The 16,976-nt window shown below is 68.2% G+C and carries 16 protein-coding genes and 1 riboswitch; of the genes, 8 read left to right on the forward strand and 8 right to left on the reverse strand.

Features of this window, described 5'->3' with window-relative positions:
• The first annotated feature begins 69 nt into the window (after nucleotides 1-69).
• The 4 genes from galT (at nucleotide 70) to ACPPVQ_RS16115 (ending at nucleotide 3,770) form a co-directional block, all read left to right on the forward strand.
• Entirely contained in the window at nucleotides 70-1,218 is a 1,149-nt protein-coding gene (gene galT, locus ACPPVQ_RS16100; protein ID WP_426516147.1) for a galactose-1-phosphate uridylyltransferase, read from the forward strand.
• Nucleotides 1,215-2,375: a galactokinase gene (gene galK / locus ACPPVQ_RS16105; protein WP_426516148.1), complete on the forward strand. Its 1,161-nt coding sequence runs from the start codon at nucleotides 1,215-1,217 to the stop codon at nucleotides 2,373-2,375. Before galT ends, galK begins: the two co-directional genes overlap by 4 nt.
• 61 nt (nucleotides 2,376-2,436) lie before the next feature.
• On the forward strand, nucleotides 2,437-3,219 hold the full coding sequence (locus tag ACPPVQ_RS16110) for an MBL fold metallo-hydrolase (protein ID WP_426516149.1): 783 nt from the start codon (nucleotides 2,437-2,439) through the stop codon (nucleotides 3,217-3,219).
• 20 nt (nucleotides 3,220-3,239) lie between these two features.
• Nucleotides 3,240-3,770: a gamma carbonic anhydrase family protein gene (locus tag ACPPVQ_RS16115; RefSeq protein WP_426516150.1), complete on the forward strand. Its 531-nt coding sequence runs from the start codon at nucleotides 3,240-3,242 to the stop codon at nucleotides 3,768-3,770.
• Between the two features lie 170 nt (nucleotides 3,771-3,940).
• Here ACPPVQ_RS16115 and ACPPVQ_RS16120 read toward each other — a convergent pair whose 3' ends face one another.
• The 4 genes from ACPPVQ_RS16120 to glyA form a co-directional block, all read right to left on the reverse strand.
• A complete protein-coding gene (locus ACPPVQ_RS16120) occupies nucleotides 3,941-4,438 on the reverse strand; it encodes a GNAT family N-acetyltransferase (protein WP_426516151.1) in 498 nt (165 codons plus the stop codon).
• Nucleotides 4,439-4,651: 213 nt separating this feature from the next.
• The gene (locus tag ACPPVQ_RS16125) at nucleotides 4,652-5,131 is read right to left on the reverse strand and encodes a YbaK/EbsC family protein (RefSeq protein WP_426516152.1); all 480 of its coding nucleotides are present in this window, start codon (nucleotides 5,129-5,131) and stop codon (nucleotides 4,652-4,654) included.
• Nucleotides 5,128-6,018, reverse strand: coding sequence for a bifunctional methylenetetrahydrofolate dehydrogenase/methenyltetrahydrofolate cyclohydrolase (locus ACPPVQ_RS16130; protein WP_426516153.1), 891 nt, complete (start codon nucleotides 6,016-6,018; stop codon nucleotides 5,128-5,130). Before ACPPVQ_RS16130 ends, ACPPVQ_RS16125 begins: the two co-directional genes overlap by 4 nt.
• A 146-nt stretch (nucleotides 6,019-6,164) precedes the next feature.
• Nucleotides 6,165-7,502 (reverse strand): serine hydroxymethyltransferase, encoded by a 1,338-nt coding sequence (gene glyA / locus ACPPVQ_RS16135; protein WP_426516154.1) that lies wholly within the window; start codon nucleotides 7,500-7,502, stop codon nucleotides 6,165-6,167.
• Nucleotides 7,503-7,526: 24 nt separating this feature from the next.
• Nucleotides 7,527-7,623, reverse strand: a riboswitch (ZMP/ZTP riboswitch).
• A gap of 122 nt (nucleotides 7,624-7,745) precedes the next feature.
• Between glyA and ACPPVQ_RS16140 the strand changes: the two genes are divergently transcribed.
• Entirely contained in the window at nucleotides 7,746-9,311 is a 1,566-nt protein-coding gene (locus tag ACPPVQ_RS16140) for a family 20 glycosylhydrolase (RefSeq protein WP_426516155.1), read from the forward strand.
• A 36-nt stretch (nucleotides 9,312-9,347) separates the two neighbouring features.
• On the opposite strand, the gene ACPPVQ_RS16145 is transcribed toward ACPPVQ_RS16140, so the two are convergent.
• From ACPPVQ_RS16145 to ACPPVQ_RS16160, 4 genes are all read right to left on the reverse strand, one after another.
• A complete protein-coding gene (locus ACPPVQ_RS16145) occupies nucleotides 9,348-10,586 on the reverse strand; it encodes a mannosyltransferase family protein (RefSeq protein WP_426516156.1) in 1,239 nt (412 codons plus the stop codon).
• Between the two features lie 89 nt (nucleotides 10,587-10,675).
• Nucleotides 10,676-11,578: a carbohydrate ABC transporter permease gene (locus ACPPVQ_RS16150; RefSeq protein ID WP_426516157.1), complete on the reverse strand. Its 903-nt coding sequence runs from the start codon at nucleotides 11,576-11,578 to the stop codon at nucleotides 10,676-10,678.
• Nucleotides 11,575-12,561 (reverse strand): carbohydrate ABC transporter permease, encoded by a 987-nt coding sequence (locus ACPPVQ_RS16155; protein ID WP_426516158.1) that lies wholly within the window; start codon nucleotides 12,559-12,561, stop codon nucleotides 11,575-11,577. Before ACPPVQ_RS16155 ends, ACPPVQ_RS16150 begins: the two co-directional genes overlap by 4 nt.
• Before the next feature lie 10 nt (nucleotides 12,562-12,571).
• Complete coding sequence (locus tag ACPPVQ_RS16160) at nucleotides 12,572-13,813, reverse strand: extracellular solute-binding protein (RefSeq protein ID WP_426516159.1); 1,242 nt, start codon at nucleotides 13,811-13,813, stop codon at nucleotides 12,572-12,574.
• A gap of 330 nt (nucleotides 13,814-14,143) precedes the next feature.
• Between ACPPVQ_RS16160 and ACPPVQ_RS16165 the strand changes: the two genes are divergently transcribed.
• The 3 genes from ACPPVQ_RS16165 to ACPPVQ_RS16175 all read left to right on the forward strand — a co-directional run bounded on the left by ACPPVQ_RS16165 (nucleotide 14,144) and on the right by ACPPVQ_RS16175 (nucleotide 16,958).
• Nucleotides 14,144-15,061: an SIS domain-containing protein gene (locus ACPPVQ_RS16165; RefSeq protein WP_426516160.1), complete on the forward strand. Its 918-nt coding sequence runs from the start codon at nucleotides 14,144-14,146 to the stop codon at nucleotides 15,059-15,061.
• A 62-nt stretch (nucleotides 15,062-15,123) separates the two neighbouring features.
• Nucleotides 15,124-16,038 carry an ROK family protein gene (locus tag ACPPVQ_RS16170; RefSeq protein ID WP_426521294.1) on the forward strand — a complete coding sequence of 305 codons (915 nt, stop codon included), beginning with the start codon at nucleotides 15,124-15,126 and terminating at the stop codon, nucleotides 16,036-16,038.
• Nucleotides 16,035-16,958, forward strand: coding sequence for a 1-phosphofructokinase family hexose kinase (locus ACPPVQ_RS16175; protein WP_426516161.1), 924 nt, complete (start codon nucleotides 16,035-16,037; stop codon nucleotides 16,956-16,958). The genes ACPPVQ_RS16170 and ACPPVQ_RS16175 overlap by 4 nt, the downstream gene beginning before the upstream one ends.
• Nucleotides 16,959-16,976 lie beyond the last annotated feature (18 nt).

The following is a 16,976-nucleotide window of genomic DNA, read 5'->3' on the forward strand; positions in this document are numbered from 1 at the left end:
CACGGATGGCGTATAACCTTCGTTTTCGCTAATCTGGCTTTCGTAATCGAAACTCCTGAAAGGGCGCCCATGTCCTCGATCACCAAACGTGTGCACACGCTCGCCGACGGTCGCCAGCTGATCTACTTCGACGACGCGGATACGGCACTCGCCCCGGACCGGGCTCCCGACCTGCGTCATCCGGAACCCCGCCCCGCGACCGCCACCATGCGGCAGGACCCGCTGACCGGCGAATGGATCTCCATCGCGGCCGCCCGCCAGAACCGTGTCTTCCTGCCGCCGGCCGAACTCGATCCGCTCGCCCCGGCGACCCCGTCGAACCCGTCCGAAGTACCGAGCAACTACGACGTCGCCGTCTTCGAGAACAAGTCGCCCTCCTTCGGTCCGTCGATCACCGACCCACATGCGCCCCAGGGGCTCGACGACCTCGCCGCGATCGGTATCGGCCGGTCGCGCACCTCGGTCGGCCGGTGCGAGGTCGTCTGCTTCAGCCCCGAACACGAGGGGTCGTTCGGCAGTCTCACGCCCTCACGGGCCCGCACCGTCATCGAAGCCTGGGCGGATCGCACGGCCGCGCTCTCAGCGATGCCGAACGTCCAGCAAGTGTTCCCCTTCGAGAACCGCGGCGAGGCGATCGGCGTCACCCTGCACCACCCCCACGGCCAGATCTACGCCTACCCGTACATCACTCCGCGCACGACGCGCCTGATCGAATCGGTCGGGAAGTACGGCCCGACGCTTTTCGCGGACATCCTGGAGAGCGAGCGCGCCTCGGAGCGGGTCGTGCTCTCGGGGCACAACTGGACCGCATTCGTGCCGTTCGCCGCGCGATGGCCGATCGAGGTGCACATGCTCCCCCATCGCCACGTCGCCGACTTCGCCGAAACCACCGACGACGAGCGCGACGAACTCGCGACCCTGTACCTCCGGCTGCTGCGTGGAATCGATGCTCTCTACGAGACGCCGACGCCATACATCGCCTCCTGGCACCAGGCCCCCGTCGCCGCGCATCGCGACAACGTCCGCCTCATGCTGCAGCTGACGTCGCCACGACGCGCGGCGGATAAGCTGAAATACCTCGCCGGCTCCGAGTCCGCGATGGGTGCGTGGATCGGCGACATCCCGCCCGAACGGGCAGCCGAACTCGTGCGCGACGGCATCGCCCGCGCGGACCGCGACAACCCTGTACATCCCACCACTGGAGGGGAAGCACGATGACCGACCTGCGCGAGGGCGTCCTCGACACGTTCGCCGAGGTGTTCGGCCGGCCCGCAGACGGGCTCTGGTCCGCTCCCGGCCGGGTCAACCTGATCGGCGAACACACCGACTACAACGAGGGTTTCGTGCTTCCACTGGCGATCAACCGTCGCACGATCGCCGCCGTCGGCGTTCGCGACGACACGCGGGCACGCGTCGGCAGCTCGTACGCCGACGAACTCGTCGAGATCGACCTCGCCGACCTCGGCCCCGAGTCCCTGGACGGCTGGGCTGCGTATCCTCTCGGCATCGCCTGGTCCCTCGGCCGGTCGGGAGCCGATCTCGGCGCCGTGCCCGGGTTCGACATCCTCGTCGACTCGGCGGTGCCCGTCGGCGCAGGCCTCTCGTCGTCGGCTGCCCTCGAGTGTGCTGTCGCACTGGCCCTCAGTGACATCTGGCAGCTCGGACTCAGCCGGCCGGAGCTCGCAGCGGTGGGGCAGCTCGCCGAGAACGTCGCGGTCGGCGCACCGACCGGCATCATGGACCAGTCCGCATCGCTTCTCGGCCGCCGCGACTCGGCGGTGTTCCTCGACTGCCGCTCCCTCGACTCCGAGATCGTTCCCCTCGGTTTCGAAGCGGCCGGCCTCGAACTGCTCGTCATCGACACCGGCGTGAGCCACTCGCACGCGACCGGAGGATACGCCGCGCGCCGCGCATCCTGCGAGGCCGGCGCACGTGCGCTCGGGGTCTCCGCGCTGCGCGATCTGGGTGTCGACGACCTCACCCGTGCCCGCGAGGTGCTCGACGACGAGACATTCCGGCGCGTGCGACATGTGATCACCGAGAACCAGCGTGTGCTCGACACTGTTCGCACCCTCCGCGAGCAGGGACCGACAGCGATCGGCGACCTCCTGGATGCCTCGCACCGTTCGATGCGCGACGACTTCGAGATCTCGGTGCCCGAACTCGACCTCGCCGTCGAGACGGCCCAGAACTACGGGGCCATCGGCGCTCGCATGACCGGCGGCGGCTTCGGCGGATCGGCCATCGCGCTCGTCCCATCCGAGCTCGTCTCACGTGTGCGCGTGGCCGTCGACGGGGCGTTCGCCGAACACGGGTACGCACAGCCCGACATGTTCACCGTGACAGCCGCCGACGGTGCGGTGCGCGAGCAGTGAGCACGGTCAGCGCAGTGAGCACGGAGAGAGAAGTGAACATGGTGAGAGAAGTGAACTCGCGATGAGCATCCCCCTCGAGGTGACCCGCTTGAACGCCTCCACCATCCAGCTCCGCCAGCCGAAGGCGGCCCACTGGGAAGCTCCTTTCCTCTTCCTGCTCTTCGGCTCAGAACGAGCACTGCTCCTCGACACCGGTGCGACCGCCGACACAGAACGCCTTCCCCTCCGCGAGACGGTCGACGAACTCGTCGGCGAATGGCTCCGTTCGCACCCGCGCGCCGACTACGGGCTGGTCGTGGCGCACACGCACGCGCACGGCGACCACATCGCCGGGGACGCGCAGTTCGACGGGCGGCCCTCCACCTCCGTGGTCGGCACGACCGTCGATGACGTGATCGCGTTCTTCGGCCTGCGCGACTGGCCGGGGCATCCCGTCGTCCTGAGCCTCGGCGACCGCGACATCGACGTGATCCCGGGCCCCGGACACGAACCGTCGGCGGTCGTCTTCTTCGACCGGGAGACCGGCACACTGTTCACCGGCGACACGGTGTACCCGGGGCGGCTGTACATCAGGGACCGCGCTGCGTTTCGCGCGACCATCGACCGCCTGATCGCGTTCCGCGACGCGAACGCGGCGCACGTGACGGTGCTGCGCGGCTGCCACGTCGAGATGTCGACGACGCCGGGAGTCGACTATCCGGTCGGCACCGTCGACCAGCCCGACGAAGTGCCGCTCGACCTGCCGCCGCAGATTCTCGACCACGTGCGGCGAGCGCTCGGCGACGAGATCGGCCCGTCGCGCAAGGTCGTGCGGGACCAGTTCATCCTGAGCTATGAGGACTGAATTCCGTCTACCCTGATGGCATGACGGTTGACGAAGGTGCACGGCTCATCTCGCTCTCCGACGGACGCGTACCCCGCGTCGCGGACACGGCCTGGGTCGCCCCCGGCGCCGTGCTGGCCGGAGATGTCACCCTGCTCGACGGCGCGAGCGTCTGGTACAACGCCGTCGTGCGTGCAGAACACGAGCCGATCGTGATCGGTGCGGGCTCGAACCTCCAGGACACGGTCGCCTGCCATGTCGACCGCGGCTTCCCGCTCACGGTCGGTTCAGGGGTCTCGGTCGGGCACGGAGCGGTGCTGCACGGCTGCACGATCGGAGACGACGTGCTGGTCGGGATGAGCGCGACCGTCATGAACGGCGCCATCGTCGGCGCGGGCTCACTGCTCGCCGCCGGCACCGTCGTGCTCGAAGGGGCGGTCATCCCGGAGGGCTCACTGGTGGCCGGAGTACCGGGCAAGGTGAGACGTGAGCTGACCGCAGAGGAGCGGGCCGGCATCCGGGCGAACGCCGACGCCTACCGCGACCACGTCACAGAGCATCGCGACGCGTGACCCGCTCTCCATCGGCTCCGCGCGCTCGCGCGGCCCGAGGGTGCCGGCTCCGCGTGCTCGCGCGGCCCGAGGGTGCCGGCTCCGGTCGAGACAGGCCGGCAAGTCAGGCACGCTCGGCCGCAGGTGTCACGCTCGGCCGGCCAGACGGCAGCTTGCCGGCCAGACACGTGTCACGCGGGCGTGAGCGCGAGTTCGTAACGCCAGGTGTCGCCCGCTGATCCGGTGCGCGGCATCCCGACATTGCGCAGCGTGCGCTGCGAAGCGATGTTGGTCGATGCCGTCTCCGCGATCACGCGCGACGCCCCGTTCGACCGGGCGACGGCGATCATCCCGCGAAGCGCTTCGGCCGCGTAGCCTTTGCCGCGGGCATCCGGGATGAGGCCGTACCCGACCGCGACGGTTCCGGATGCGTCAGGCGGCCCCGCGAACCCGATCCCGCCGATCGCCAGCCCGTCTTCACGCCGGCGCACCTGGTAGTACCCCCACGGACGCTGGTCGCCACCGGCGACGGTCGCCGCCAGAAAACCTCCGACCGCTTCGAGGTCGCCCTCGAACGGGTAGCCAGGAGCCCAGTCGTCGAGCGACGTCGGCACGCCGCCGAGGATGCGCTCCGCTTCGATCTCATCGATCGGGTGCAGCACCAGTCGATTCGTCATCGTGTCGGCCACGTACCGCATGCTACGCCAGAGCACGCCCGACACGCGTGCATCCGCCCTGAAGCACGACCGTCAGCCGGGCGCGCCTGTCAGCCGGGCGCGCCTGTCAGTCCGGCGGCACCGTCAATCCGGCGGCACCGTCAATCCGGCCGCACCGCCGGTCGGGCGCGACCATCACTCGGGCGCGACCATCACTCCGGCGCGACCGTCACTCGGGCGCGACCATCACTCCGGCGCGACCGGCCCGGGCTCGCCGCCGGTGATACGCACGAGCTCGTCGAAAGTGGTCGCGAAGACCGTATGGGCGTGACCGGCGGCAGCCCAGACCTCCGGGTAGCCGGCCAGCGCGGTGTCCACGATGGTGCGGATCGGAGCCGGGTGACCGACCGGCGCGACGCCGCCGATCGTCTGCCCGGTCGCCGCCTTCACGGTTTCGGCCTCAGCGCGCCGGATCGTGCCGCCCAGCCGCGCGCCCAGCCACGCCGTATCGACGCGGTGCGCACCGCTCGTCATGACGAGGAGCGGCTCACCATCGATCGTGAAGACGAGCGAGTTGGCGATCGCGCCGACCTCGACGCCGAGTTCGGCCGCAGCCGAGACCGCCGTCGGGGTCGCCGACTCGAACCACTTCGTGCGCGGTTCGACGCCGTTCGCCTTCAGCGCCTCCTCGACACGGTCGACGGCCGGATGCGTCCGATCGCTCACGGGGCCACCTCCAGGGCGCGCTCCGCACTCTCGACCACGTTCTGGAGCAGCAGCGCGCGCGTCATGGGGCCGACGCCGCCGGGGTTCGGCGAGATCCAGGAGGCCACATCGGCCACATCCGCCGCAACGTCGCCCGCGACGCGGCTCTTGCCGGTCTCCGGGTCGACGACACGGCTGACGCCAACGTCGAGCACGACGGCTCCTGGCTTCACGTTCGCCGCCGTGACCAGGTCGGGAACGCCTGCCGCCGAGACGATGACGTCAGCGCGGCGGAGGTGCCCGTCGAGGTCGGCGGTTCCGGTGTGAGTGAGGGTGACCGTGGCGTTCACGTCGCGGCGGGTGAGGAGCGAGCCGATCGCTCGGCCGACGGTGACACCGCGCCCGATCACGACGACATGCTTGCCTTCGAGGTCGACGCCGTGCCGCCTGATCAGCTCGATGACCCCGCGCGGCGTGCATGGCAGGGGGGTCGAGATGGGACGGCTGACGTTGAGCACGAGTCGGCCGAGGTTCGTGGGGTGTAGCCCGTCGGCATCCTTCGCCGGATCGACCAGCTCGAGGATGGCATCCGTGTCGATGTGCGGCGGCAGCGGCAGCTGCACGATGAACCCGGTGCAGTCCGGGTCGTCGTTGAGTTCCTCGATGACAGCCTCGAGCTCGGCCTGCGAGATCGTGGCGGGCAGGTCGCGACGTATTGACGCGATGCCGACCTCGGCGCAGTCCCGGTGCTTGCCCGCGACGTACCACTGGGATCCCGGGTCGTCGCCGACGAGGATCGTGCCGAGCCCTGGAACGACGCCCCGCTCGCGCAGCGCGGCGACCCGCACGGTCAGTTCCGCTTTGATCTCAGACGCGGTAGCTTTCCCGTCCAGTATCTGTGCAGTCATGTATTCCCTTTCGCGTTCGCCTCATCCTTCGAGCACAGGGTCGTTCACGCTCTGAGAGTCCGATAACCGGACGAACCCTGTTCTCGACGGCCCCTGTTCTTGACGGCCCTGTTCGCGACCGAAGAGATCGGAGGTGAGATCGGAGATCAGATCGAGGAGGGCAGCTCGACCGCGATCGATTCCTGGCCCGAGGCACCGAGGCCCGGGTAGAGAGGGAATTCGTCGGTCAAGGCCTTCACCCGGCTGCGCAGCGAGGCGACGTCGGCCGCAGGCTTGAGTGCCGCCGCGATGATGTCGGCGACTTCGGTGAACTCGGTGTCGCCGAACCCGCGTGTGGCGAGCGCCGGAGTACCGATGCGCAGGCCCGACGTCACCATGGGCGGCCGCGGGTCGAACGGCACAGCGTTGCGGTTGACCGTGATGCCCACCTCGTGCAGCACGTCTTCGGCCTGCTGGCCGTCGAGCGGCGAGTTGCGGAGGTCGGCGAGCACCAGGTGCACGTCGGTGCCGCCGGTGAGCACGTCGACCCCGCCGGCCCTCGAGTCCTCTGCGGTGAGGCGATCGGCGAGGATCTGGGCGCCACGGATGGTGCGCTCCTGGCGGTCGCGGAACTCGGGCGTCGCAGCCAGTTTGAACGCGGTCGCCTTCGCGGCGATCACGTGCATGAGCGGACCGCCCTGCTGGCCGGGGAAGACGTTCGAGTTCAGCTTCTTCGCCAGCTCGGTGTCGCGGCTGACGATGAAGCCGGAGCGCGGACCGCCGATGGTCTTGTGCACCGTGGAGCTGACCACGTCGGCGTACGGGACGGGAGACGGGTGCACGCCGGCAGCGACGAGCCCGGCGAAGTGGGCCATGTCGACCCAGAGCTTCGCGCCCACCTCGTCGGCGATCGCGCGGAACGCCGCGAAGTCGAGGTGACGGGGATACGCCGACCAGCCGGCGATGATCACGGTCGGCTTGTGCTCGAGCGCCTTGTCGCGCACGACGTTCATGTCGACGAGGAACGACCCGGGGTCGACGCCGTAGGACACGGCGTTGTAGAGCTTGCCCGAGAAATTGAGCTTCATGCCGTGGGTGAGGTGGCCGCCGTGCGCCAGCTCGAGCCCGAGGATGGTGTCGCCCGGTGTGGCGATCGCCCCGAGCACGGCCGCGTTCGCGGTCGCACCGGAGTGTGGCTGCACATTGGCGTACTCGGCGCCGAACAGGCTCTTCGCCCGGTCGATCGCCAGCTGCTCGGCGATGTCGACGAACTCGCAGCCGCCGTAGTAGCGGCGACCCGGGTAGCCCTCGGCGTACTTGTTGGTGAGAACGGATCCCTGCGACTCGAGGACGGCCCGCGGAACGAAGTTCTCGCTCGCGATCATCTCGAGGTAGTCGCGCTGCCGGCCGAGCTCCTGCTCGAGGACGGCGGCGATCTCCGGGTCGACCTCGGAGAGCGGTGCGGTGAAAGTGGATAGTGCGTCGGACAAAGCTGGCTCCTTCATGACAGGGTTTGGACAGGTGTCATCCGTATCGACCCAGGCGCGCGGCCGAATCCGCCCATGTAATCAAGGCACATGTCGCTTCCCAATGGTGACCATTTGAACGCCAGTTGCGACGACAGAAGCATAGCAGCCGTCGGCCCGGGCCTCGGTCCTCTTGCCCTTATGTAAGGGGCCCTGCGATACTCGCGGAGGTGTCGGCTTTCCGGGGTGGGGCTTGGTCGACCGCCGACGAAGGGAAGACCTGTGCCCCAGACCCCCGCTGTCCCTGTGGTTCCGCGCCCCGTGTCCGTCACGCCGATCGACGACGCCGCGCCGTTCACCCTCGCGCCGGATGCGCGCATCAGCGTCGCAGGTTTCGGGGCGGATGCCGTGGCCGGCGCACTCGCGGAAGCTCTCGCCGGTGACTGCGGCCGGCATCCCGCGATCGTGCACGAGCCGCCCGCGTTCGGCGACTTCGCCATCGTCATCGCCGACGGCGAAGCGCCGGAGGGCCACAGCGCCGAGGGCTACACCGTCACGGTGACCGCGGAAGGCCTGCGGGTCGGCGCGGACACCGAAGCGGGCGCCTTTCTCGGAGTGCAGACGGTGCGCCAGCTGATACCCGTCGCGTGCGGAACCGACCCGCTGTCCATCCCGGCGGTGACCATCCGCGACCATCCCCGTTATGCCTACCGGGGCGCGATGCTCGACGTCGCGCGTCACTTCTTCACCGTCGACGAGGTCGAACGGTTCATCGACGCGATCGTCCCGCTCAAGCTCAACCACCTGCACCTCCACCTCACCGACGACCAGGGCTGGCGCATCGACATCGAGAGCTGGCCGAACCTGGCCCGCCACGGCGGGTCCACGGGCAGCGACGGCTCGCGTGGCGGCTTCTACACCCACGACGACTACCGCCGTCTCGTCGCGTACGCGAGCGCGCGCCACGTCACACTCGTGCCCGAGATCGACATGCCGGGTCACACGAACGCTGCGCTCGCCTCGTATCCGCAACTGAACCCATCCGGCATCGCCCCCGCGCTGTACACCGGCTCGAAGGTCGGCTTCAGCACTCTCGACGCCGACAACATGACCACCTACGAGTTCATCGACGATGTGGTGCGCGAGGTGAGCGCGCTCACCCCCGGCCCCTACCTGCATATCGGCGGCGACGAATGCCTGAGCACCACCGCGGACGACTTCCTGCGGTTCATCCACCGGGCATCCGCCGTGGCCGCTTCGCACGGCAAGACGCTCATCGGCTGGCACGAGATGGGCGCGAGCGACCGGTTGCAGGCCGGGACGATCGGCCAGTACTGGGACTTCCTGACGCCGCGGGGCGACGCCGCAGACGACACCCTCTCGTTCGTGCGGCAGGGAGGCTCGGTGATCATGTCGCCCGCAGACGTCTCCTACCTCGACATCGTCTACGCGGAGGGCGACCGGCTCGGCCAGGACTGGGCCGACGGACCGACGACCGTGCGCGATGCGTACGTCTGGGATCCGGCGCGCATCGTGCCGGGCCTCGGTGACGCGCACATCCTCGGCGTTGAGGCGCCCGTGTGGACCGAGACGCTCGCGACCATCGACGAGGTCGAGTCGATGGCCTTCCCGCGCATCGCAGCGGTCGCCGAGGTCGCCTGGTCCGTGCCGCCCGCCGACACCGCCGACATCGAATCCGTGCGTGAATTCACCGAGTTCGCCCCGCGCCTCGCCGCCCTCGGCGAGCGCTGGGACATCGCCGGCACCGCCTTCCGCCGCGCGCCCGGGATCCCCTGGATGTCCGCAGCCGATCCAGCAGAAATGGCCGGTGCCGCGCGCGACGACTAGCGATTTCTGCACAATCGGCAGGCGGTCCGGGGAGGCTCAGGGGTAGCCGAGGAACCAGAGCAGCAGGATGGCGACCGGCTGCAGTGCGATCCCGGCGCCGAGCACGATGCTCCTCGCGCGGCGCGAGTGCGTCAGCCCTGGGGCACCGAGCAGCGGCGACAACGGAAGCAGCAGCCGGAAGAGGCTCTGCTGGGGAAGGAACACCGCGAACAGGTAGAGCCCGAAGCTGGCGGCGTATGCGATCACTTCGGTGCCGAGCGCGCGCACGGATGGGCGGGTCAGCATCCAGACGAACCCGACGATCACCGCGAACACCAGTAGCGCCCCGAAGACGCTCGCGTACTTCACCGTCAGCATGAACCACGGTGTGAGCGGTATGAACGCCACCCGCCCTACGAACCCGGTCCACCACGACAGCTCGGTCTGCAGGTAGGCGCCCGGAAACCCGGTGACGGCGGATGCGATGAGCGGCCACGCGAGCCCGGCCACCGCCGTCGACACCCCGGCCGCCACGACCGCGATGCGCTCCCGGCGCCGGAACGGTTGCCCGGACGGGTCCCTGCGCCGGCGGAGCAGCCGCACCACGAAGACGATCGCCAGCATGAGCGGGATGGCGAGCGCTCCGGGTTTCGTGAACGCTGCCGCGACGCCGAACGGGATCACCAGCCAGTATCTTCGCGCCATCGCCGCCCACAGGCCCGCGAACATCAGGGCGAAGAACAGGCTTTCGGCATAGGCGATCTGCAGCACGAACGAGAGGGGTCCGAAACAGAACAGGATGGCCGCCCACAGGCCCGACGTCGCCCCGACCACCGACGCCACCAGCCGGTAGAGCAGGAGGGCGGCCACGGCACCGAACACGACGGCGACGATCACGCCCGCCGGGTAGAACCCGAGGCCGGTGACCACCATCACGGCCCGCGCGATCAGGGGGAACAGCGGGAGGAACGCCCACGCGTTCGGTTCGACGTTTCCGTCGGAGTCGGTCGGGATCGATGTCGGGTAACCCTGGGTTGCGATCTGCTTGTAGTACGAGGAGTCCCACGAACCGGAGAAGGTGAAGAAGTCGGGGTTGCTGCGAGGGCTGGCGAAGGTCCAGTGTTCGGCGGTCGCGACCACGAACATCCCTGCCATGAACACGGTCGTGAGCACGCGGGACGCGAGGTAGACGCCGAGCACGACCATCCACCACGGCCAGGAGCGACCGGCGATGCCGATCCGCGTCGTCGCAGCGGTGTCCGTACGCTCCGGTACAAGCACGTCCCGAAGTCCCATGACTCCAAGTATTCCCCCACAGACGCCGGGCACAGGAAAAAGCATCCCAAGAGTGCCTCTGGGGATGCTTTTTCCTGTGCTCGTCGGGCCTATTTCACGCTTCCGGCGGTCAGGCCGCCGACGAGGCGCTTCTCGATCAGCATGAACAGCACGACGACCGGGATCACCGCGACGATCGACACGGCGAACACGTACTGCCACGCAGCGTCGTACTGGCCGACGAACTTGGTGAGGGCGACCGACAGTGGCTGGTTCGCATCCGTCGACAGGATCACCAGGCTCGCCGCGAACTCGTTCCACGAAGCCACGAACGTGTAGATGATCGCTGTGACGATTCCGGGCCACACCAGGGGGAGCTGCACCCGGAAGAGCACCGTCCATTTGCCGGCGCCGTCGAGCTGGGCTGCTTCGTCGATCTCCACCGGCACGCCGGCGAAGAAGTTGTGCATGATCCAGATCGCGAAGGCGAGGTTGAATGCGGCGTTGATGAGGATCATCGCCAGCCACGTGTCGGCGATTCCGATGGCGACCATCTCTTTGAAGAGGCCGGTCGCGAGCACGGTCGGCTGCAGCATCTGGGTGACGATCACGAGAAAGAGGAAGATTCCGCGCCCGGGGAACCTGAACCGGGCCGTGTAGTACGCCGCCGGCACACACACGATGAGCACGAGGGCCGTCGCGAACACCGAGATGACGATCGTCGAGATCAGGTTCTCGGGCAGCGGAGTCTCGGGTGTCGACCACATCGTGATGTAGTTCTCGGGATGCCACGTGGTCGGCAGGTAGGTCGGCGGCACGGCCAGGATGTTGAACCGGCTCTTGAACGACCCGACAAGCATGATCAGGTACGGCGCGATGAACACCAGGGCGATCACGAGGCCGGCGAGCATCCTGCCGATGATCCGGCCCGAGAAGCGTCGCTCACTGGATCGGCGACGCGGCGCTGCGGTGCGGGGCTCGCCGGCGACCATGGCGGGTGCGGGGGCGGTCATTTCACATCCTTCATCGGCTTGACGATCCACAGGTACAGCGCGACGATCACGAGCACGATGGCGAAGTTGATCACGCTGAGCGCGCTCGAGAGGTCGATGCGCTGTTCACCCTGCAGGAGCTTGAAGACGTACGTGGTCGTCGTGTCCGCCTTGTAGCCCGGGATCGACCCCGTCATGAGCTTCAGGATCGGCAGGGAGTTGAACACGTTGATGATGTTGATGAGGCTGGCAAGCGCGATGGCGTTGCGCAGGTTCGGCAGGACGACGCCGAAGTAGGTGCGTGTCGCGCCAGCGCCGTCCATCTTCGCCGCCTCGAGCATGTCGCCGGGGATGCCCGCGAGTCCGGCGAGGATCGTATACGTCGTGAACGGGAGCGACACGAAGACGGCGATGCACATCGACGACAGGAAGGCCGGCAGCGGCTGCTGTGTGAAGCCGAAGGGTGCCGACAGCACGTGGATGTCGACGAGGAACTTGTTGATGATGCCGTAGTACGGGTCGAGCCCATAGACGAAGACGGTGGTCGTCATGACGACGCTGGCGGCCCACGGAATGAGGATCGCCATGCGCACCCACTGGCGGCCGGGGAAGTTCTTGTTGAGGAACTGGGCGAGCAGCAGCGAGATGACGACGGTCAGCGCAACGACGACCACCACCCACACCAGCGTGTTGATGAGGATGCCCGGAAGCTCGGGCCGGCTGAGCACCGTGACGTAGTTCTGCAGCCCGACGGAGCCGTGGTCGACACCCGCGACCGAGATCTTGCGTGTCGAGTTGTAGATCATGTAGCCGGCGGGAAAGAGCACGACGCCGAAGATCAGGATGAGCGCGGGCAGCGTCCACGGCACGGCCTGCCACAGGCCGGTGGTGCCCGACGTCGAGCGTGCCGGTGGTCGCCGTCCGGCGCCGTCCGCCCCGCGGCGGGAGCGGCCGGAAGTGGCCGCCCCCGCCGGGAGCGATGTTTCATCGATGGAGGAACTCACGGAACCGGTTCTACTGTCCGACGGCCTTGGCCTGGATCGCCTTCAGCAGGTCCGCGGGCTTGGCACCCTGGGCGAGCTGACCGATCTGGCTCTGCATGGCGCCCTGTGCCGCCGTCCAGTTCGGGTTGGTCGACGGGTAGAACTGCGCGTTCGGGAGCAGGTCGAGGAACGGCTTGATCGTCGCGTTCGAGGCCATCGCTTCGGCGCCGGATTTCGTGGTCGGAAGGAAGCCTTCCGTGCCGACCCACTTCGTGTAGACCGGTGCCGTGTAGAAGTAGTCGAGGAACTTCTTGATCGACTCCGTCTTGTCGGTCTTGTTCTTGAACGCCATCAGGTGGTCGGCGACACCGAGGGTGAACGGCGAGCCGTCCTTCGTCGGGATCGGGGCGATTCCGTAGTTGAGGCCGGCGTTCTTGTCCTTGATCTGGCCGACGGTCGGCGGAAGGCCGACCTGCATGCCGATCTTGCCCTGGATGAAGACGTTGAGCAGCGGCGTGCGGTCGGTGGAGCCGGCGTTCGGCTCGGTGACCCCGGCGTTGATCAGCTTCTGCATCTCGGTGGCGCCCGTGACGTTCTCGGGCGAGTCGATGGTCAGCGTCTTGGAGTCGCCGTAGCCACCTCCTGCGCCGTAGAACCAGATCGCGCTCTCGGCCTGCGCCTCTTCGCTTCCGAGCGGCATGCCGTAGCCGATGCTGCCGGCTGTCTTGATCTTCGCGGCGTCAGCCTCGAGGTCGGCCCAGGTCTTCGGCGGCGCGGTGATGCCGGCCTTCTGGAAGATGTCCTTGTTGTAGAACAGGGCGCGCGCAGACGCGATGAAGGGAAGGCCCCACTGCGTGCCGTCGATGCTCGCGTTCTTGACGAACGAGGGCTGGAAGTCGTCGATCGTCTTCGCCGAGACGATGTCCTTGGCCGGGTACAGCAGCTTGTCCGCGGCGAAACCGGCGAATGAGTCGATGTTCAGGATGTCGGGCTGCTTGCCTGCCTGGATCTTGGTCTTGATCACGTCGTTGATCGCGGTCCACGACTGCACGTCGAGGTTGACCTTGATACCGGCGTTCTTGGCCTCGAAATCCTTGATGATCTGCTGCCACTCGCCTTTGGTGCCGTCGGAGTAGCTGGCGACCATCAGGTTGAGCGTTTTCGCGTCACCGGATGAGGAGCTTGAGCCGCCCCCGAATCCGCAGGACGCCAGCGTCAGGGTTGCGACTGTCGCAGTGGCGACGATCGCTCCCAGTCGCAGAGACTTCTTCATTGACTTCCTCACTCTCGAATGGACGACCGCCGCTGAAGGCCTTGCGCAACGGTGCGTGTGTGATCCGTGTCACCACTGCAGGACGAAACGCGGTGATGGTTTATGAATCATTGACTGACTAAACAATCACATTCATTCACTCAGTGATCAGATTCAAGCGCGATTCGGAGAGGAGGTCAAGACTTGACTCCAACTTCGTTACATACCGTTTACACAGGTCCCGCCGGGAACGAAAGGATCCCTTACAAACGACTGAAGATGATTACTAGACAGAGCTAACAATCATTTGCGATCATTAGTGCATCACGGCAATCGAAACGGAGCCCTGCCATGACCGATGCACGTCACCACGTCGACGGAAGCGCGCCCGGCGCGCACATGGAGGCCGAGCTGACCTCCCAGCCCGACACCTGGGCGCGTGCGGCCGACCTCCGGGCCGAGCAGTCGCTCCTTCCCGCCCGTGGCGAGCGGATCGCCGTCGTGGGCTGCGGAACGTCCTGGTTCATGGCGCAGTCCTATGCCGCCATGCGCGAGTCGCGCGGGCACGGCATCACCGATGCTTTCGCCGCATCCGAAGCCTTCGTCGACCGCGGTTACGACGCGATCGTCGCCATCACGCGTTCCGGCACCACGACGGAGGTGCTCGAACTGCTGGACGGCGTGCGCGGAACCACCAGAACGGTCGGGCTGCTGGGCGACCCGCACACGCCGCTCGTCGATCTCGTTGACGACATCATCGCCCTCCCTTTCGCCGACGAGGTCTCCGTGGTGCAGACCCGGTTCGCCACCACGTCCCTCGCCCTGCTGCGCGCCTCGCTGGGCGAGAACCTCGACGCGGCGATCGTCGATGCCGCCTATGCGGTCTCGGCCGATCTCGACGAACTCCTCCTCACCTCCGACCAGTATTCCTTCCTCGGCACCGGATGGACTGTCGGCATCGCCCACGAAGCCGCACTCAAGATGCGAGAGGCCAGCCAGTCCTGGACCGAGTCGTACCCGGCCAAGGAGTACCGGCACGGACCGATCGCGATCGCGGCACCCGGACGCATCAGCTGGATGTTCGGCGCAGCACCGGAGGGCCTCTACGACGACGTCGCGGCGACCGGCGCCCACTTCGAGAACCGTGCGATCGACGGGATGGCCGACCTCATCCGAGCACAGCGCGTCGCCCTGGAACGGGCGCGATCCTTCGGACTCGATCCGGATGCTCCCCGTAACCTCACCCGCTCCGTCATACTCGACTCGTGACCGATCCGTCGTCGCCTCCTGCAGTGAGGACCAGCGGTATCGCGCTCGGGTCCGGCAGCGCCGTGCTCGCGTTCGACGTCGGCGGTACCGACATGAAGGCGGCGCTCATCGACAGCACCGGTGCCATCCGTGCGCTGGAGCGCATCCCGACCCCGCATGACGGGGAGAAGACCGCGGATGCCGTGCTCGCGACCGTCGCCGAGGTGGCCGCGCGCTTCAGCGCGGGGCACCCGGATGTCGTCCCGCTCGCGGCCGGACTGCTCGTCCCCGGCCATGTCGACGACGAGGCCGGGGTGGGGATCCTGTCGGAGAACCTCCACTGGCGTGACGTGCCCTTCCGCGCCCGGCTGGAAGCCTTGATCGGTGTTCCCGTGTCGTTCAGCCACGACGTTCGCGGCGCCGGTGAGGCGGAGCATCGCCTGGGGGCGGCCGCGCCGTTCGACGACGTCGTGGTCATGGTGATCGGCACCGGTATCGCGGGTGCGATCTTCATCGGTGGCGCCCTATACACCGGCGGAGGCATGGCCGGTGAGATGGGACATTCGCGGGTCGCCGACGGCCCGGCGTGCGCCTGCGGCGGCGTCGGTTGCCTGGAAGCCGTCGCGTCGGCCGCAGCGATCGCCCGGCGCTACAACACGATCACGGGTGCCTCTGTCACGGGCGCGAAGGAGGTGCTCGAGCGCGCGCAGGCTGGCGATCCGGATGCCGCCCAGGTGTGGGAGAGCGCCCTCGACGCCCTGGCACTCGACCTCTCGCACACCGTCGCACTGCTCGCCCCCGAGGCGATCGTGATCGGCGGCGGCCTGTCGCAGGCCGGGACCGCGCTCTTCGAGCCGCTCGCGCAGCGCCTCGACGCCATCCTGACGTTCCATCGGCGCCCGCTGCTGCTGCAGGCGAGCATCGGCGAAGACGCCGGCGTGATCGGCGCGGCGCTGCGTGCGCGCGACCTGGTCGCGACGAGGGAGCTGACGGCATGATCCTCACCGTGACCCCGAACCCTGCCCTCGACGTGACGTACCGCGTCGTGGCGCTCGAGCCGGGCGAGAGCCACCGCGTGGCATCCCCGGTCCGGCGTGCCGGCGGCAAAGGCATCAACGTCGCACGGGTCATCGCGCAGACCGGAGGGCACGCCATGGCCCTCGCTACGGCGGGCGGCATGGCCGGCACCCGGCTCGCGGCCGACCTTCTCGCCAGCGGGCTCCCCCACGAGCTGGTGCCCGTCGCCGCCGAGACACGGACGAGCATCGCGATCGTCGACGAGACCGCGGCGCACGCGACCATGCTCAACGAGGCCGGGCATCCGCTCACCATCGACGAGTGGGAGCATCTGGGCGAAGCGGCCGACAGGCTGAGCATCCCGGCCCAGTGCCTCGTCGGGTCGGGCAGCCTGCCGACCCATGCGCCGGAAGGATTCTTCGCCTCGCTCGTCGCGATCGCCCGCGACCGGGGCATCCCGAGCATCGTCGACACGAGCGGTCCCGGCCTCGTGCTGGCTGCACGCGCCGGCGCGAACGTGCTGAAACCGAACCGGCGGGAGCTCGCGGAGACGACGGGCGAGAGCGATCCGCTCGACGGGGCAGCGCAGCTGATCGGCCTCGGCGCCGGCCTGGTGTTCGTCTCGCTCGGCGAGAAGGGGATGCTCGCGCTCAGCGCCTCCGACCCGTCGCGTCCGCTCCGTGCCCGGCTCGACGCTCCCCTCCGCGGCAATGCGACCGGTGCCGGCGATGCCGCCGTGGCCGCCATCGCCTCCTGCCTGGCACAGGGCGAACGCGATCCGTCGGTCATCCTCGCCCGTGCCGTCGCCTGGTCGGCCGCCGCAGTCCTCGCGCCCGTCGCCGGCGAGCTCGGCCCCGGTTTCGACGAGTTCGAGCGCAGCCTCGTCGTCTCCCCCGCCTGATCCGCACCGTCACCTGGA

This window comes from Leifsonia sp. McL0618 (assembly GCF_049994905.1).
GTDB lineage: Bacteria > Actinomycetota > Actinomycetes > Actinomycetales > Microbacteriaceae > Diaminobutyricibacter.

What these genes read in the sequence shown, in the direction of transcription:
- ACPPVQ_RS16110 (WP_426516149.1), top strand. Translation starts at nt 2,437, where the DNA reads ATGAGCATCCCCCTCGAGGTGACCCGCTTGAACGCCTCCACCATCCAG.
- ACPPVQ_RS16160 (WP_426516159.1), bottom strand. Translation starts at nt 13,813, where the DNA reads ATGAAGAAGTCTCTGCGACTGGGAGCGATCGTCGCCACTGCGACAGTC.
- ACPPVQ_RS16115 (WP_426516150.1), top strand. Translation starts at nt 3,240, where the DNA reads ATGACGGTTGACGAAGGTGCACGGCTCATCTCGCTCTCCGACGGACGC.
- galT (WP_426516147.1), top strand. Translation starts at nt 70, where the DNA reads ATGTCCTCGATCACCAAACGTGTGCACACGCTCGCCGACGGTCGCCAG.
- ACPPVQ_RS16145 (WP_426516156.1), bottom strand. Translation starts at nt 10,586, where the DNA reads ATGGGACTTCGGGACGTGCTTGTACCGGAGCGTACGGACACCGCTGCG.
- ACPPVQ_RS16130 (WP_426516153.1), bottom strand. Translation starts at nt 6,018, where the DNA reads ATGACTGCACAGATACTGGACGGGAAAGCTACCGCGTCTGAGATCAAA.
- galK (WP_426516148.1), top strand. Translation starts at nt 1,215, where the DNA reads ATGACCGACCTGCGCGAGGGCGTCCTCGACACGTTCGCCGAGGTGTTC.
- ACPPVQ_RS16175 (WP_426516161.1), top strand. Translation starts at nt 16,035, where the DNA reads ATGATCCTCACCGTGACCCCGAACCCTGCCCTCGACGTGACGTACCGC.
- ACPPVQ_RS16150 (WP_426516157.1), bottom strand. Translation starts at nt 11,578, where the DNA reads ATGACCGCCCCCGCACCCGCCATGGTCGCCGGCGAGCCCCGCACCGCA.
- ACPPVQ_RS16165 (WP_426516160.1), top strand. Translation starts at nt 14,144, where the DNA reads ATGACCGATGCACGTCACCACGTCGACGGAAGCGCGCCCGGCGCGCAC.
- glyA (WP_426516154.1), bottom strand. Translation starts at nt 7,502, where the DNA reads ATGAAGGAGCCAGCTTTGTCCGACGCACTATCCACTTTCACCGCACCG.